This is a genomic window from Candidatus Dadabacteria bacterium (genome assembly GCA_009840385.1).
Lineage (GTDB): Bacteria > Desulfobacterota_D > UBA1144 > Nemesobacterales > Nemesobacteraceae > Nemesobacter > Nemesobacter australis.
The window spans coordinates 66679-83284 of sequence record VXNX01000013.1 but is presented as its reverse complement, the minus strand read 5'-3'; the positions used below and the strand labels follow the sequence as shown (position 1 = coordinate 83284).

The following is a 16606-nucleotide window of genomic DNA, read 5'->3' as shown; positions in this document are numbered from 1 at the left end:
TCCTGCTGTTGTTTGTTCGGTGAATTTAAATGAACCGCATACGTCGCTTCTTTTCAGAACTTCCGCATGCCAGATTTGAATATAACTCTTGTGGTTGGTACGCTACATAGCGTGTCCGAACTGTTGCGTAAACGTTCGGTTTTCTGGCAGACACCAATTACTTTGGAACCGTTAATGAACAGTCGGAGTAAATACTATCCAGTTAATGCGGTCTGCCTGTTTTTTTCCTGCTGTCTGGCTTTTGTATGCGTCCTGTCTCTGATCGGTGTTGCACACGCACAAAGCATTGACGAGGCAAAGGCGGCCTATGCACAGGGGCGATTCGCCGAGGCGGCCCGGATCGGTGAAAGGCTCGGGACTTCGCAGGGGTTCGCGCTTTCCGCAAAGTCGCTGTCGGTTCACGCCAACTACATTGCCAAAAAAGGCGAGAAGAAAGAGTTGCTTGAGCAGGCCGTAACGCTGGCGAGAAAGGCGGTTACCTCCAATCCCGGCAATGCGGATGCCCATCTGCAGCTGGCGCGTACTATCGGACGGCGCGCGGAGACTGTCGGGGTGTTCGAAGCGGCGGGAGAGGCGGAAAAAATACGCGAATCCACGGAAAACGCGCTTCGAATTAATCCCAAATTGGTAGCAGCACATCTCAGCCTGGGGAGGTGGCATTCGGAATTGGTCGGCGCGATGGGTTCGTTCATGGCCCGCACCGTCTACGGTGCGCGGAAAAAGGATGCAATTGCCTCTTTTGAAAAGGCTCTTGCCCTGGCTCCCAATGCAAAAGCCGTGTCTCTGCAATACGCACTCGGATTGCTGGCGCTGGATGATTACCAATACCGGGGGAAGGCACGGGATCTGCTGATGCGTGCCATCAAGTTGCCGGCCAAGGACGCTTACGAACGGATACTGCACACCGAAGCGATCGAGGCCCTAAATAGCCTCAATGAATCCGATGACGATGACGATGACGACTACTGACGGCTTGCAACATCTCCCGGAACCGGAGATGCCGGGGCTGTCTTACGCCTTTCTGAAGCGCCAGCCGTACATCATACGTCCGTAGAAGTTAAACCACTTCCTCGCTTCGGAATCCTGAAACGGATAGTCTGCTCCAAGTTGTCTTGCCGTGACGAGGCCGGAAACAAAACATGTCTCTTGACTGTTGATCAGAGTATGGGCACCGCAGTGCCAAGTTCTTTTCCTGCCTTGAACGAAACCAAACAGATTAACCAGAAAAGCTATGTGAAACACATCGTGCACGATATGCTGAAACCACCATTTTTTTACGATTTTTTCTTCGTTGATACGACTGATCGGGTTGTAGGTCACCAGGCATGGCTTGTCCGATTTCTTTGCCCAGGGCTGTTGGTTGTGCATGATGTAGGTGATTTCATAGTTGTCGGGTCTCACACCATACTGTTCAATGTGGTTGCTTCGGGTTTCGAGGGGCTTGACAGCGTTGTCCGGGAGAACCGAGGCATCTGAATGGACAATCGTATGGTTGTGCAATTCGCTCTCGTAACGAATCGAAGAAAGAAGAAAGCTTTCCAGTAAGGTCGGATTGTCCAGAATCATCAATGTCTGGTTCGCGTTGCACGCAAAGACCACATCGTCAAATGTCTCCGTGGTTCCCTTTTCATCTTCAATGACCACACCGGATGCGCGCCGATACACTTTCTTCACGGGCCTGTTTAGGTATATCTTGTCCCGAAATCCGGCTGACATTTCCTTGTATATACGCCGCGTACCCATCTCCCATGTTTGCATTGGTGTTGCGGTTTCTATATCAAAGAACTCAAGATACCGGGCAAACAGGGACGCGGGCATGTCGAACACGTTTGTTGCCATCAGAAAATTGACGAACATCGGTTTCAGAACCTTGTACCTGAAGTCTCCGGAGAACCTGCCCCAGTTGAGAACCGCACCCATGCTGATGTAGTTGAACGGATTGAGAGCATTGAGCAATCGGGATCTGGAGTGGTTAAGTTGGCCGAACCATTTGAGACGTCCCAGGAGTTTCTGGAACTTGGCAATTTCCGGTTGCAGCTGGCTCCTGATGTCTGAGTCGAAATCGTGTGCATAGATTTCGCCACGGTACTTAACGCTGTAGTTGAATTTGGTGTCTAACAGATCAATACCGTGTTGCTCCATGAACAGCAGTATATTGTGGTATACCGATGGAATGCACGCGGTGACGGAAATATCGAACGGAATCGAGGTCCCATCTTCTTGAGGCATGTCAGCTGTTACGGCATTGCCGCCAAGCTGAGGCTGGGCTTCAAAGATTCGAAATTCGAACAGATCGGGGTGTCGGTGCAGAGCCCAAGCCACCCCCAGCCCGGATACTCCACCACCGATGATAGCAACCTTTCTCATTTTTCCAGTGTCCTCCGTTTCATTCATAGCCGATACCATGGCCTCTTAATGTGCTTGCCCATTATAGCACCCGGTCAGCCGGGTGTAAAACAAGGGTGAACAGACATTAGGAGGAAGCCCTAGAAAGCTGAAATTCGACCCCTGCTGCGTCAACGTATTCAGGGATTATGGCACATCAGATGGGTAGTTCGTGCTTCTGCTCGGCGATATGAAATTTAAGCTTTTTGTCCGGCTTCATTGATGGAAACGCGGTGATCCCAAGTTTATAGTTTTCGGGGTGTACGCGAAGGGTAAAGTAATGCGCTATGATCAGCAGGTTGACAGCCATATGCAGAGTCATCCATCGGGCGCCGAGGCACGTGTGCGGGCCCAGTCCGTATGGGGCGTATCCGGGGTTTCTATGCTCATTGCGGGGCGGCAGGTAGCGGTCGATATCAAATGAAAAGGGATCCGGGAAGCAATCTTCCATATAGTGCGGGGCGGTTTGTGCAATGTTTACTCTGGCCCCCTGCGGTATTTCGTAGCCCTCGATCGTGAACGTATTCACGACGCCACGCATGGACATTGGAACAATCGGGTACACCCGAAGGCATTCATTGATGAAGCGATCGGTGACTTCCAGATTGGCAGGAGAGAAGTCTTTGCCAGTTGGATCACCATTTGAAAACAGTGCGTCGGCCTCACTTCGAATTCTTTCGTAAAGCTCAGGATGTGACGCCATGGCATAAAGGGCGAAGTTAAAGCCGTCACCCAAGTACATGCTGGCAAGCACCACTGCCGATAGAGCGAAACTCAGATTCGACTCGGGCATCAATAGCGGGTAGTTCGCATTGAGGCTTAGCAGATCATCCACAAAGTTTCGCGGACAACCGGCCCGTTGTGCTGCTGTATGGACACTTTGCACCCGCTCCATCAAAGTGCCTATTGCCTTGGCCCTGCGTTTCATTCCCGGTGTTTCCAACATGAATTTTGGCAGAATGTTTAAGAGATGGGTGCTGAGCGCCCGCTCCTTGTAGGCAATTATATCATCCATGATATCCTGCGTATCAATGTTCATCATTAAAGGTGATGTCTGAGCGTTAATCATTTTTCGGCACAGGTCCCTTGCAGGATAGCTTTCGCCCACTTTCCAATTTGCCATGAATTCGCGAGCCCTACTGAAGACCACATCCAGCTGATCTTCCAGTCTCCCGCGGGAGTAGGCTGGAGTCATGGTTTTCCGATACCGGAAATGGTCTGCGCCATCCAGGGCAGGTAATATGCCTACCGCCCCATACACTTTCTCAAATTCGCCAAAAAGGTTCTTGGATGTCAGGTACTTCCGTCCGTGTCGACGTACCCAGTGGTTTACTTCCGGTCCGGAAATAAAAATATTTGGCTTTGAGAAAGGAAGTGTGAGCTCAAAGACTGGGCCGTGCTGCTTTGTCAAATCTGCAAAAAGTGCTGGAAGGTTTCCACTACGAGTATGTGGGTTGAGCAGTACCCGATGAAGTGAGGCGCGCGGGATTTTTTTGCCATGATGGGAAGTTGTAAGCAGCGGATTATTGATGTTCTGTGCGACCGCGTCCGCCATTGAACGGCCGATGAGGTCCATCCTGCAGATAAGCTCGATCCGTTCTTCCGCCTTTTTGTCAAGCTTAAACATGAGGGGAAAGATACCGCATGTCTCGATCAGGCAAATGATGATAATATCTCGCGGATGTGGAATGTCGTCTGAAAAGATGTCTTTGCCGATTCTGGTTTTGATGAACTGACTTAGACTTGCATCTTCATCGTCGCCGTTTGCATCCGCGTATAGTTTGCCAGCTGCCACTGTCCAGAAATCACCCTGGTGATGTTCCAGAATTCCCAGATTAACCAAGTTCTCTAATGTAAAATCAGTGATTGTTTCCGCATGGCTGAAGAGCTTTTCAATCCAGTATTGGGCGTTGTGCTGAACTGGCTCATTGACGATTTCCTTAAGAATTAGGTCCAAGCCGGGGTTACCCGTTTCTGTTTGATCCAGAAGGAGAAGAGAATCGACGTCTGTGTCGATACGAGAAAGCAGAGAGAGTTCCGCAAGTGCCGCGCCGATAATAGCGCAGTTCATTTTGTGGGCGGCTATTTGGTAAAAGTAGCCGCTCTCCTCGTCGAGAAGCATCAATATGAACTCGTCGAGCAAGCTCAGCGGCTGGCTCTCAATAGGGTCATTCATCAGCCGGCGCCTCCTTCAATTTGAATCTGTAGCGCGGTAATGATTGCAGGAATTGTAAGGCCGACAACCATGGTTCTCAACATAAAAATTGTATATACCAACCGGTATATAGTCAAATCTGGCGTATATTGAACAAGATCAGAGTTAGATTCAAAGACTCACGGGTTTTTGAATCTAGACTGAAGAAATGCCGAAGACTTGAATTTGCGAAAAATTCCAAGCACTACCCTTCTACATAACATGATATATAATCTATATACTACGAATATTATTTAATTCCAGTGTTGTGCGTTATTGATCTTCTCTGTGTCCATATCCATAAGTGACCACGTTATTGAAGGAAGGAGGATTTGGTTATGATTGAATGGCTTGGTATTACCCACCTTTTCGAGCTTTCCCGTACGGAAGCGATTGCGGGTTTTTTCACCCCGCTGGTGATTTTCGCCGTGTTTTTTCTGGCGCAGCTTATCCTGCCCGGAAAGCGGGTTCCCGGCTACGTTATTAATCCGCAGACCGGTAAACCCCGTAATTATCGGCTAAACGGTATCGTGGTGTTTGCAGTTGCGCTGATCGTGTGGGCTTTCGAGCTCACCGGGATGCCGCGTGAGTGGTTCTACCGGTCCTCGATCTATGCCGTGGTGGGCGGAACAGTCTTCACCACAATCTTTGCGATCATAGCGGTTTTCAGCCAGCCGCAAGGCAAGATAAAGAACCCGCTTCTGGCGCTTTGGGACGGGCGGGCGCAGGAGATATCGTTCTTTAACGAGCGCTTCGATATAAAGATGTATTTCTATGTCGTCGGTGGGACGATGCTGGCGCTCAACGCCTTGTCCGGGGCTGCGTACAACTACGAAATCTTTGGCGAGAACTATAATCCGGGCGTTTTCCTGTATGCGGCATTCTACACATACTACATACTGGATTACTTTATCTTTGAGCGCGTCCAGCTATATACCTACGATCTGATCCATGAGGGCATCGGCTTCAAAATGTTCTGGGGAGGCCTCGTGATCTACGGGTGGCTGTTCATCCTCCCGTTGTGGGGCATGGCCGCTTATCCGTCTCCCGGATTTTCGTCGGCGTGGACATATTTCTGGCTAATCGGAACGACTGCGCTGTTCCTGTTCGGGTGGGGCATCTCTCGCGGCGCCAACATGCAGAAATATACATTCAAGCGATGGCCCGACCGCAAATTTCTCGGGATCTTCGAGCCTGAGTACATCCAGGCCGGAGACCGCAAGATCCTGTGCAGTGGTTTCTGGGGTGCCGCTCGCCACTTCAACTACCTGGGCGAAGGTTTCCTTGGTCTTTCAATTGCCCTGGCATTCGGCTACTTTACTAATCCCTGGGCGTGGACCTACTTTGTCTTCGTCGTAACGTTTTTTACCTTTCGTCAACGTTTTGACGATGCGTACTGTGCCGAGAAATACGGTGCCGAAAAGTGGGCGGAATATCAGGCACGGGTCAAATACCGGATTCTTCCCGGCATTTATTGATAGAGTTCTCTTCGGAGTTTATTCGGGGGGTGATTGCGGTCGCCGCCTGTCCGTATCGTGCTCGAGTTGTACCGATTACTTTACGGATCAACCCGGTTTGCGCGCCTTGTGGTAGTACATGGGCGTAACAATTCCCAGACGTCCTGCGGCCAAGAGGCTGTCGGCCACGACATTGATAATTCTCCGTGCCTCGGACGACCCCTTGGGTACGGCGCGCACGCCTTCCAGAACGGGCACAACCGCCGAGGCGATTTTGCGGCCAAGGGCCGTTCTCGAGAAACTCCTCAGATTCAGGCTGCCCCCTTCCAGCGGTTGATACCACGGCGTCTTGGAGTCGGCGTCAAGAGCGCGGTCACGCGCCTCGACAAGTTCGAAACCGGCTGCCCGCAGGCTGTCGTCTACCTCCGTGAATGAAGCGATTTCCGGAAGAGCGGAGACGTATTCGTTTATTTCTTTGAGTTCCCGGTGCTTAGGATTTCCGCCGTCGTAAAGCGGGGTCGTGCACACGTCGTAGCCGACGAAGACCGCGCCGGGCCGCAATACACGGAATATCTCGGCATAGGCCGCGGCTTTATCCGGCGCATGACACAAGGCCTCGATATGGTAAGCCGCGTCGAAGCTTCCGTCTTCCGCCGGTATATTCAGGAAATCGCCGTGCAGGACGCTGCAGAGATGGTCCAGGCCAGCCTCGCTGTTATACACGGAGCACTTCCCGAGCTGATATCTGTTGATGTTGAGGCCCACGATCGAAGCGCCGAACTTTCTTGCGAGGGAGCGTTGGGGCCCGCCCACTCCGCACCCGACATCCAGCACCTTCATACCCGGTCTCAACCCAATGGCTTCGCCCAGAAAATACTCATGGTTGGCAATGGATTCCTCGAAAGACACCCCCGGCTCCATCACTGCGAAGTGAATTGACTGTCCCCATCCACGTTCGCAAAAGTCGGTAATGAGGTTATAAAACGCCGTTACCGTGCTGGCGTACTCTTCCTTGCTCATCCCCTGGCTTCTGCGGTACTTCGACAGCCTTTCCAAAATATCATCCGGCTGAACTGCATTTGAAACTGGGTTATGGGAGTCATCTGCCATTTGTGTTTCCTTCTGAGGAATCTTCTATATGAAAGATTCCTTATCACCTTCTGACTTTTCTTCTGAATTTTGGGAAACCATCTTATCCAATCTCCGTCAATGGGTCAAAAACATTCTTTGGATTGCCAAACCCGCTTTTTTCAGAACCTCAATAAAACCAGATTTGAATATAATTCTGGTTCGAGACTTGGAACGCGAAAATTTAGGTTACTATATTCCTGAATAAAATGAGGCTTACGCACTACCATCATGTTGTTTGAAAAGACCCAGCGCCGGATTATCCAAAATCCGTTCACCTTACCCACTGAGAGCGGCAGGAGCGTTCCGGCTTCAATCTTCCCGGCGATTTTAGCGGTGGTGCTGGGGGTGCTTGTCTCGGTGCTCCCGACCGTAGCGTACCCGGCCGGGTTCGGCGACGAGGTTGATATCTCCGGGCGCCTCTCGACTGAGGCTTGGCTGTATCCCCAAAGTGCCGCGTATCCTGACCAGCGTTCGTATGCTGGCGGGCTTGCTCTGGAGACAACGTTCTATGTTGAGAACGACGAAGGCACAAGCATAACGGTGACTCCCTTTTTGCGGTACGATGCCGGGGACCCGGACCGCACATACGGTGATTTTCGTGAGGCCTATCTGCTGATGTACGGCGATATTGGCAACGGGGAATGGGAATTGCGTCTGGGCATCGATCGGGTATTTTGGGGCGTCGTGGAGTTGCGTTCTTTGGTGGACATCATCAATCAGACCGATGTTATTGAACACCAGAACGAAAAGATAAAGATGGGTCAGCCAATGGCCCATTTCACCTGGTCGGGGGACTGGGGAGCGCTGGAATTGTTCGCAATGACATGGCACCGTGCGCGCACCTATCCGGGCCCGCGTGGTCGCCAGCGGTATGAGTTCATTGTGGACCAGGATATGATTTCATACGAATCCGGCGCGAAAAAGTGGCATATTGATCTTGCCAGCCGGTACAGTGGCTTATTCGGACCGCTCGAGATCGGTCTCAGCCTGTTCAACGGTACAAACCGAGAACCCACCCTTTTGCCGATATTTCTTGACTCCGGATTGGTCTTGGCTCCACATTACGAGAAAATTCGCCAATTCGGCGTGGATGCCCAGCTTACTAAGGGCTCCCTGCTGCTTAAGCTGGAAGCCATCTACCGTGCCGGCGCGAGGAACAGCAGGTTCATTCAGCACCTCAATACTTTAGAGGAAGAGGACTACACGGCTTTTATCTTGGGTAGCGAGTACACACTCTATTCCATATTGGGTTCGAACTCTGATCTGATCCTGTTTGCCGAATGGGCTTACGACGGACGTGGACGGTGGGCAACCAATGCATTCGAGAACGACCTGTTCATTGCCGCGCGTCTCGGATTGAACGATCCGCAGAGCACCGAATTTGTCGTCAGCGTTTTGGGCTCCCTCAACAAGAGCAGTCGCGTCCTCGCGGGCGAGTTCAAGCGTCGCCTTTCTTCGGACAACTGGTTCCTGCATATTGAGGCCTCAGCTTTTCTGGATATCGACGAGGAGGACTTCATATACTATGTGCGGCGCGACAGCTTCGTAAAGGTCAATTTGGCCTACAGTTTCTAAATCGGACTAGGACCCGAAAGTGGCGCGGTGTCTTGAGAAAGACCGTAATGAACTGATGGTATTCTGTGACTTTCCTGAAAAAGTAATAACCGAAGTGAAATTCAAAGATGGAATCGAGTTAAAATAACACAACCAAGCCGCCGGTTGGTCATGTATCCATACGCCAGACTTGACTATATCTCCGGTTTTGTTTATACCCATTGGCAGGAGGAACCAATGATTCGGTTTTCAATTCCACGCGTAGTACTTGCGGTGCTTGGGAGCTTTCTTGCAATTTGTTTCTGGCCGGCTGAGTCGTATTCCGATCTCCTGAGCGGTACCGCTGAGGAAGCGGGTCTCAGGGTTGCGACCGAAGCTCGTGAGCGCCAGAAGGGTTTCGGCAATTTTACCGCAAGCCTGACTATGACGCTGCGTAACAAACAAGGGCAAGAAACCCAGCGTTCACTCCGCCTCAAGGTCATTGAAGTCCAGGAGGACGGCGATCGAACCCTGTTTGTGTTTGACCATCCACGGGACGTCAAAGGAACCGCTTTTCTCGTCCACGCCCACAAGACCGGCCCGGACAAACAGTGGCTTTATCTTCCCGCCCTTAAGCGGGTGAAAGGCATCAGCGCCTCAAAACAATCAGGTTCTTTCATGGGCAGCGAATTCTCCTACGAGGACATGGGAGCGGTTGAGGTCGGGAAATTCATTCACCGGTTCATCCGCGAAGAACCTTGCGGTGATCTCAAGTGCCTCGTTCTGGAGCGTATCCCGAAAAGCCAGGATTCCGGGTACTCACGCCAGGTGGTTTGGCTAGACCGGGAGGAACTTCGAACAATTCAGGTCCACTACTTCGATCGCAGGGATGAGCACCTCAAGACGATGGTCGTGGAGGGCTATGCAAAATACCTTGATCGATTTTGGCGGAGCAGCACTATAACGATGACAAACCTGCTGACGGGCAAGAGTACCGTGCTGCTATGGTCAGACTACAAGTTCGGGACCGATCTCGACGCCAAGGACTTTACCAAAACAGCCCTAAAGCGGATACGGTAGAAAGGTTTCTTGACTGCCCAGTCCGGTTTGCCGCCCGCCGGAGTGACCGCAACTGAAATTGGGTGAGCACACTACGCAACGAACGGAGAACTTCCGTAAGTGGATTCATCAGGCCCATGAAAAACGGCGGAATACCTATGTCTTCAACCATTCCTACAACCCATTACCCAGAAAGTGGGGACGTGACCCTTAGTTCCGGGCGCAAGTCAAATCCCCTGTTTTGGCAATAATGAAATTGCTGAGAGAGATAGAGTCGCGGCTGGGCAACTGGGCCATCATGCACCGGTGGCCGATCATAGTCGCCGCCATTGTCTTGACCGGGATTGCAACAAGCGGCACGTTGTTGCTTGAATTTTCGACTGACCACCGCGTCTACTTTTCCAAAAATAACCCTCAGCTTCTGGAGTACCAGGAGATGGAGGACATGTACGGCAAGAGCGACAACGTCTTTTTCGCCATCGTGCCGGAGGACCGGGACGCCACGTCGGCTCTCGCACTTAAAGCTACGGAGTGGCTCACCGAACGGGCTTGGCAGACCCCATTCGCGAGCCGTGTCGATTCCATTACCAACTTTCAGCATACCGAAGCCGACGGCGACGAGATATTGGTGCGTGAACTTGTGGACGAGAGTGCTTTCAGCGATGCCGAAGAGCGGTCACGGATTCGCGAAATCGCCTTGGCGGAACCGGCTCTCGCGGGGCGCCTGCTGGCACGCGACGGCGGTGTTTCGGGAGTAAACGTCACATTGCAGTTGCCGGGCGAGGACCAGATGCGCGAAGGCGCGGAGGTTGTTGAGCACTCGCGGAAACTTGCTAATGAGTTTCGGGAGCGTTTCCCCGGCATTGATGTGCGATTGGCTGGAATGGTGATTTTTAATCAGGCCTTTATGGATGTGTCGCTGGACGACCTTAGGACGCTTATCCCGGTGAGTTTCTTGGCAATGGCGTTCATGCTGTTGCTGCTGACGCGGGGATTTTCTGGAACGTTCGCAATAATGCTCGTCGTGACGATGTCGGTAATGACCGCTGTGGGCATCGGAGGCTGGGTAGGACTTCCAATGACATCACCTTCGGCGGTTTCCCCGGTCGTCGTGCTGACGGTGGCTATTGCCAACTGCGTCCACATCTATTCCGCCGTTGTCAACTACATGCATGATGCGGTGTCCGGCACGTCTGAGAATCACGGCAGCAGAACTAGGCGGGATGCAATTGTCGAGTCGGTCCGGGTGAACTTTCAGCCGGTCTTCCTGTCGAGCCTGACAACCACGCTCGGTTTTTTGAGCTTGAACTTCTCCGATTCGCCTCCCTTCCGCCATCTGGGTACCTTCGTTGCATTTGGGGTAGGTGCAGCGTTTGTACTCTCCGTAACTTTTCTGCCGGCGCTGCTCTCGCTGCTGCCGGTTCGGGTACGCACATCCCTGCCTCGAGAGAATTCCCTGATAATCATGTTCGGCAAGTTCGTGATACGCCGAAGCCGCCAGTTGCTCTGGGGTTCCGTGCTGATCGTGGTAGTGCTTGTGGCATCGATTTCCAAGAACGAGCTAAACGATGTCTTCCTCCACTACTTTGACGAGAGCGTCGAATTCCGAAAAGACTCTGAATTCATCGTTAACAACCTCACCGGTTTGTATGCCATGGAGTACTCGCTCCCATCGCGCTCCCCGGGTGGGGTTAGCGACCCGGCGTATCTCTCCGACGTCGAAGGGTTTGCCGAGTGGTACAGGGGGCAGCCTGAAACGATACACGTAAACGTCATCACCGATACCTTCCGACGGCTAAACAAGAGCATGAACGGAGACGATCCCGCCTATTACCGGCTACCCGCAGACCGGGAGCTTGCTGCGCAGTACCTGCTTCTCTACGAGATCTCTCTACCCTATGGCCTTGATCTCAACAACCAGATCGACGTCAGTAAGTCAGCCACCCGGATGGTAGTGAGAACGCGGACGCTCTCGTCAAACGAAGTGATCGCGCTTGATCAGCGCGCGCGGCAATGGCTCGCAGGCCACGCGCCGAATATCTCCGGTCAGGTGAGTGCCGGCACCACGTTGATGTTCGCCAATCTCGGCCGCCGAAATATTATTTCCATGCTCGCTGGAACCACGCTCGCGCTCGTTGGAATTTCCTTCATTCTCATCTTCGCGCTGCGATCATGGCGACTCGGAATCACGAGCATGGTCCCAAACCTGATTCCCGGGGCATTGGGTTTCGGCATATGGGGTTTGACAGTCGGACAAGTGGGAGTATCACTTTCGATGGTAACAGCCATGACGTTGGGTATCGTGGTCGACGACACTGTTCATTTTCTCAGCAGGTACCAACGAACCCGACGCGAACTCGGTTCCACCTCTGCTGACGCGGTACTGGCTGCCTTCCGAACCGTGGGTCAGGCACTGCTTACGACCTCGCTTGTGCTCGTGGCAGGCTTTGTCGTGGTGAGTTTTTCCAATTTCGAACTCAATTCAGCGATGGGCAAGCTCACAGCGCTTGTAATCGCTTTGGCCCTAGTGGCCGATTTCCTTCTCCTGCCACCGCTTCTCATGAAGTTCGACGTGAATGGGCGTCCCGTCTTCTCTGGGAAGCGGTTATCAAGGTGAGAAGGACAGTTCACCAAGACGCCACCCGGGGGCTCACTGGACAGGGTTGGCAAGTAACAAACCGCACCGGGTACCCTGAAACTGTACAAATTGAAAAACACACGTTTTTGCCTTTTAGAGAGGGGTAAATTAAAATTTCTGCATACCCAAATCCTAAAAAGGGAATTACACACCATGCTCGCTTCGGCTCTTACGCAAGAGCAGCGTTTAATTAAAAATCTCGTCTCGGAGTTTGCCGAAAAAGAAATCAGGCCGGTTGCCTCCGAAATTGACAAAACCAGCACTTTCCCCTCGGAGATCGTGGAAAAACTGTTCGATCTTGGTTTTATGGGTCATTTCATTGAAGAGCGCTACGGAGGAAGCGGTCTTGATCACCTCTCATACGTAATCGCCATTGAGGAGATATCACGGGCGTGTGCTTCAACCGGGACGATAGTTATGGCTCATAATTCCCTTGCGTGCGCTCCGATTATTGATTTCGGCACCGAGGAGCAAAAGGAAGAATATCTGCCACGGCTGTCCCGGGGGGCCATAGGGTGCTTTGCTCTTAGCGAACCCGAGTCGGGTTCGGATGCGGCGGCCATAAAGACAAGCGCCGTGAAAAAAGGCGGGGTTTATATCCTTAACGGAACCAAAAGCTGGGTTACAAACGGTCACGAGGCGAAAGTCGCCGTGGTTTTCGCAAAGACCGATAAAACGAAACGAAGCGGTGGAATCACGGCGTTTATCATTGATCTCGACGCTCCTGGAATCTCTCTTGGAAAATCGGAAAGCAAGCTCGGGATAAAGGGCACGAGCACGTCGCAGATCGTTTTTGAGAACTGCGAGGTGCCGACGAGTCGGGTGCTCGGCAAAGAGGGAGAGGGTTTCAAGGTCGCCATGAAAACACTTGATGCGGGAAGAATAGGGGTCGCGGCCCAGGCAGTGGGGATAGCCCAGGCGGTCCTTGACTCTTCGACTCGGTATTCTCAGGAAAGAGAGGCTTTCGGCAAGAAGATCTCAGATTTTCAGGGGATACAGTTTATGCTTGCCGACATGGCGACTAGGATCGAGGCCTCGAGGCTGCTTACCTACAAGGCGGCTTTGATGAAGGATCGTGGAGAAAAATATGCCAAGCACTCATCCATGGCCAAGCTCTACGCTTCGGAAACCGCGATGTGGGTGGCGACCAAAGGCATTCAGGTACACGGAGGAAACGGATATACGACCGATTATCCGGTGGAACGGCATTTCCGCGACGCCAAGATAACGGAGATATATGAAGGAACCTCTGAGATACAGAGGATCGTTATCGCCAGACAGGTTCTTTCCGAGTCGCTCTAAGGTGTTATAATTCAAGGTTCATAATCAGTTATCAGCCGGGAGAAAAGCATGTCCGAGTCAAACACAAACACTGTAGGTATCGTTGGGGCTGGCACTATGGGTTCGGGTATAGCCGAGCTTGTAGCCTCAGTGGGGAAGGGCGTCGTTCTTTTGGATATTGAAAAAAATATTGCGGAGGATGCGGTCGCAAAAATAGAAAAAAGTCTTGGCAGACTGGCGCGAAGAGGCAAAATCGAAAAAGAGCAGGTCCCCCTTATCGTGTCAAGGATTCACCCGACCGAAGACTACGGTGATTTCCACGGTGCGGATATAGTAATTGAAGCCGCAAGCGAGGATATGGACCTTAAAAAGGCTGTTTTCGCTGAAATCGAGGAAAACACCGAACAAAGCGCGATCATCGCTACCAATACCTCGACCCTGTCGGTTACCGAGCTTGCCATGAGCACCTCTAGGTCCGAAAAGGTTGTTGGAATCCACTTTTTTAATCCCGCACCGATAATGAAGCTGGTTGAGGTGATCAATACCGCGAAAACATCCCCCGAGACCCTTGAGCAGACAATGGAATTCGCGCGGAGCCTTGATAAATATCCGATTATGGCAAAAGACAGAGCTGGATTTGTTGTAAACAGAATTCTGCTGCCGATGATGAACGAAGCGATTTTTGCTCTTGATGAAGGCATTGCAACGGCGGCAGAGATCGATAACGCCATGAAACTAGGAGCGAATCATCCTATAGGGCCGCTTGCGCTTGCGGATCTTGTAGGGCTTGACGTCACTTTAAGCGTACTTAACGTTCTCTACACAGAGTATGGAGATCCGAAATTCAGACCCGCTCCGCTGCTTAAGGAAATGGTAAGAGCGGGAAATCTTGGCAGAAAAACGGGAAAAGGTTTTTTTGAATACGGCAAAAAGTAAGGGAGGCATAAATGTACAAGGATCTTTTGTTTGAAAGCACTGATGACGGCGTGGGAGTGTTGACGATTAACAAAGAGAGGTCTATGAATGTTCTTAATGGCGACACCATAAGTCAGCTTAAAGACTTTGTGACCGAAAAGCTGCCCGCTGAGAATCTTAAAGTGCTGGTTGTGACCGGAGCCGGAAAAAAAGCTTTTGTCGCCGGGGCCGACGTAAGGCAGATGAGTCAAATGACAACTGACGAATTCAGGGATTACTGTGCCTTGGGCAGAGGGGCTTTTGACTATCTGGAGCAGGCATCTTTTCCGGTTATAGCCGCAATAAACGGATATGCCTTGGGAGGTGGGCTTGAACTTGCGCTTGGATGCGATATAAGAATCGCTTCCGAAAATGCCCGCGTGGGTTTTCCCGAAACCAAGCTCGGTCTTTTTCCCTGCTGGGGAGGAACCCAGAGATCAACCAGGCTTATAGGACCTGGGAGAACCAAAAAACTGGTTTTTACCGGGGAGATGATCACCGCCGCCGAAGCGCTTTCCCTCGGGCTTGTGGATAAGGTAGTAGAGCAGGATGAACTTATGGATGAAGTCATGAAAATAGCACAGCAGATCGCGTCCAACAGCCCGCTTGCCGTAAGTTACGCCAAGAAAGCGATAAACCAGGGGTCCGAGACGGGGCTTTCCGAAGGACTTGCGTACGAGATGGAAACGGGATTTCAGTGTTTTGATTCCTATGACAGGGTTGAGGGAATGAGTGCATTTGTTGAGAAGAGGACGGCTGAGTTCAAAGGAGAGTAGCCATGGAAAAAGTCGTGCTTTCAGAGCCACTTAGGACTGCGATAGGGACGTTCGGAGGAACGCTTAAGGATGTCTCCGCAGTCGATCTCGGGACGGCGGTTGTCAAGGAGGTTATAAACAGAGCGTCCCTGCCGCCCGAACAGGTAGATGACTGCATAATGGGCAACATACTGGGAGCGGGGCAGGGGCAGAATCCGGCGAGGCAGGTATCGATTAATTCCGGATTAAAGGCTGAAACCCCCGCGATTACCGTTAACAGGGTATGTGGCTCGGGTCTTCAGTCTGTCGTAAATGCCGCCCAGGCCATAAAGTCCGACGACTGCGAATGCATTGTGGCGGGGGGGATGGAGAGCATGAGTACGGCTCCCTTCTATCTTCGGAAAGCTAGGTGGGGATACAAGATGTCAACGCCTTCCGATGAGCTTGTGGATGGAATTCTGTGTGACGGGCTCATGGATGCGTTTAACGACTACCACATGGGCGTTACGGCGGAGAACCTCGCGGAGAGATACGAAATATCAAGAGAGCGCCAGGACGAGTTCGCCTACTCAAGCCAGATGAAGGCCAAAACCGCGATGGAGAATGGGAAATTCACTTCCCAGATCGTTCCGGTGTCCGTTCCCGGGCGAAGGGGCAGTTCCGTTCAGTTTGACGCTGATGAGCACCCGAGACCGGACGTTACGCTTGAGAGGATTTCGGAGTTAAGACCGGTTTTCAAGAAAGACGGCACGGTAACGGCAGCAAACTCCTCGGGCATCAACGACGGTGCTGCCGCCCTGATCGTATCTTCCGAGAGTAAAGCGGAAAAACTGGGTCTGAATCCGCTTGCGTCGATTAAATCCTATGCGATTTCCGGCGTTGACCCTGCGATCATGGGAATCGGTCCGGTTCCCGCAATGCGCATGGCTCTTGACAAAGCCGGGCTCGGAATCGACGATATCGATCTGGTTGAACTTAACGAGGCCTTCGCGGCGCAGTCCCTCGCGGTACTGAGCGATTTCCCAATTGCTGAGGAAAAACTGAACGTAAACGGTGGAGCCATAGCGCTCGGGCACCCCGTGGGGGCCACGGGAGCGGTGTTGCTCGTAAAGCTTCTTCATGAATTTGAAAATGTCCGCCCCGGTGGATACGGGATGGTTTCTCTTTGCATGGGAGGCGGTATGGGTATAGCAATGGTTGTCGAAAAAATGTAAACTCA

Annotated in this window: 12 protein-coding genes; 9 read left to right on the top strand and 3 right to left on the bottom strand. The window is 52.0% G+C overall.

Features of this window, described 5'->3' with window-relative positions; translation table 11 throughout:
- Positions 1 to 66: 66 nt before the first annotated feature.
- On the top strand, positions 67 to 969 hold the full coding sequence (locus tag F4X55_04855; protein MYC40325.1) for a hypothetical protein: 903 nt from the start codon (positions 67 to 69) through the stop codon (positions 967 to 969).
- A 42-nt stretch (positions 970 to 1011) separates the two neighbouring features.
- On the opposite strand, the gene F4X55_04850 is transcribed toward F4X55_04855, so the two are convergent.
- Both F4X55_04850 and F4X55_04845 read right to left on the bottom strand, forming a co-directional pair.
- Positions 1012 to 2406: an NAD(P)-binding protein gene (locus tag F4X55_04850; GenBank protein ID MYC40324.1), complete on the bottom strand. Its 1395-nt coding sequence runs from the start codon at positions 2404 to 2406 to the stop codon at positions 1012 to 1014.
- A 136-nt stretch (positions 2407 to 2542) separates the two neighbouring features.
- Positions 2543 to 4561 carry a cytochrome P450 gene (locus F4X55_04845; GenBank protein MYC40323.1) on the bottom strand — a complete coding sequence of 673 codons (2019 nt, stop codon included), beginning with the start codon at positions 4559 to 4561 and terminating at the stop codon, positions 2543 to 2545.
- A 356-nt stretch (positions 4562 to 4917) separates the two neighbouring features.
- Here F4X55_04845 and F4X55_04840 point away from each other — a divergent pair, with 356 nt between their 5' ends.
- Entirely contained in the window at positions 4918 to 6057 is a 1140-nt protein-coding gene (locus tag F4X55_04840) for an ergosterol biosynthesis protein (GenBank protein MYC40322.1), read from the top strand.
- An 87-nt stretch (positions 6058 to 6144) separates the two neighbouring features.
- Here the strand turns inward: F4X55_04840 and F4X55_04835 are convergent, their stop codons facing one another.
- The gene (locus F4X55_04835) at positions 6145 to 7146 is read right to left on the bottom strand and encodes a methyltransferase domain-containing protein (GenBank protein MYC40321.1); all 1002 of its coding nucleotides are present in this window, start codon (positions 7144 to 7146) and stop codon (positions 6145 to 6147) included.
- Positions 7147 to 7395: 249 nt separating this feature from the next.
- Between F4X55_04835 and F4X55_04830 the strand changes: the two genes are divergently transcribed.
- The 7 genes from F4X55_04830 to F4X55_04800 all read left to right on the top strand — a co-directional run bounded on the left by F4X55_04830 (position 7396) and on the right by F4X55_04800 (position 16601).
- Positions 7396 to 8742: a hypothetical protein gene (locus F4X55_04830; protein ID MYC40320.1), complete on the top strand. Its 1347-nt coding sequence runs from the start codon at positions 7396 to 7398 to the stop codon at positions 8740 to 8742.
- Between the two features lie 216 nt (positions 8743 to 8958).
- Entirely contained in the window at positions 8959 to 9780 is an 822-nt protein-coding gene (locus tag F4X55_04825) for an outer membrane lipoprotein-sorting protein (protein ID MYC40319.1), read from the top strand.
- A 229-nt stretch (positions 9781 to 10009) separates the two neighbouring features.
- Positions 10010 to 12376 (top strand): MMPL family transporter, encoded by a 2367-nt coding sequence (locus tag F4X55_04820; GenBank protein ID MYC40318.1) that lies wholly within the window; start codon positions 10010 to 10012, stop codon positions 12374 to 12376.
- Between the two features lie 174 nt (positions 12377 to 12550).
- Complete coding sequence (locus tag F4X55_04815; GenBank protein ID MYC40317.1) at positions 12551 to 13699, top strand: acyl-CoA dehydrogenase; 1149 nt, start codon at positions 12551 to 12553, stop codon at positions 13697 to 13699.
- A 48-nt stretch (positions 13700 to 13747) separates the two neighbouring features.
- Positions 13748 to 14614, top strand: coding sequence for a 3-hydroxybutyryl-CoA dehydrogenase (locus F4X55_04810; protein ID MYC40316.1), 867 nt, complete (start codon positions 13748 to 13750; stop codon positions 14612 to 14614).
- A gap of 11 nt (positions 14615 to 14625) precedes the next feature.
- A complete protein-coding gene (locus tag F4X55_04805) occupies positions 14626 to 15408 on the top strand; it encodes a hypothetical protein (GenBank protein MYC40315.1) in 783 nt (260 codons plus the stop codon).
- A gap of 2 nt (positions 15409 to 15410) precedes the next feature.
- Positions 15411 to 16601, top strand: a complete 1191-nt coding sequence (locus F4X55_04800; protein MYC40314.1) for an acetyl-CoA C-acetyltransferase — start codon at positions 15411 to 15413, stop codon at positions 16599 to 16601.
- The last annotated feature ends 5 nt before the right edge of the window (positions 16602 to 16606 follow it).

What these genes read in the sequence shown, in the direction of transcription:
- F4X55_04830 (MYC40320.1), top strand. Translation starts at nt 7,396, where the DNA reads ATGTTGTTTGAAAAGACCCAGCGCCGGATTATCCAAAATCCGTTCACC.
- F4X55_04840 (MYC40322.1), top strand. Translation starts at nt 4,918, where the DNA reads ATGATTGAATGGCTTGGTATTACCCACCTTTTCGAGCTTTCCCGTACG.
- F4X55_04815 (MYC40317.1), top strand. Translation starts at nt 12,551, where the DNA reads ATGCTCGCTTCGGCTCTTACGCAAGAGCAGCGTTTAATTAAAAATCTC.
- F4X55_04820 (MYC40318.1), top strand. Translation starts at nt 10,010, where the DNA reads ATGAAATTGCTGAGAGAGATAGAGTCGCGGCTGGGCAACTGGGCCATC.
- F4X55_04805 (MYC40315.1), top strand. Translation starts at nt 14,626, where the DNA reads ATGTACAAGGATCTTTTGTTTGAAAGCACTGATGACGGCGTGGGAGTG.
- F4X55_04800 (MYC40314.1), top strand. Translation starts at nt 15,411, where the DNA reads ATGGAAAAAGTCGTGCTTTCAGAGCCACTTAGGACTGCGATAGGGACG.
- F4X55_04855 (MYC40325.1), top strand. Translation starts at nt 67, where the DNA reads ATGCCAGATTTGAATATAACTCTTGTGGTTGGTACGCTACATAGCGTG.
- F4X55_04835 (MYC40321.1), bottom strand. Translation starts at nt 7,146, where the DNA reads ATGGCAGATGACTCCCATAACCCAGTTTCAAATGCAGTTCAGCCGGAT.
- F4X55_04810 (MYC40316.1), top strand. Translation starts at nt 13,748, where the DNA reads ATGTCCGAGTCAAACACAAACACTGTAGGTATCGTTGGGGCTGGCACT.
- F4X55_04850 (MYC40324.1), bottom strand. Translation starts at nt 2,406, where the DNA reads ATGGTATCGGCTATGAATGAAACGGAGGACACTGGAAAAATGAGAAAG.
- F4X55_04845 (MYC40323.1), bottom strand. Translation starts at nt 4,561, where the DNA reads ATGAATGACCCTATTGAGAGCCAGCCGCTGAGCTTGCTCGACGAGTTC.
- F4X55_04825 (MYC40319.1), top strand. Translation starts at nt 8,959, where the DNA reads ATGATTCGGTTTTCAATTCCACGCGTAGTACTTGCGGTGCTTGGGAGC.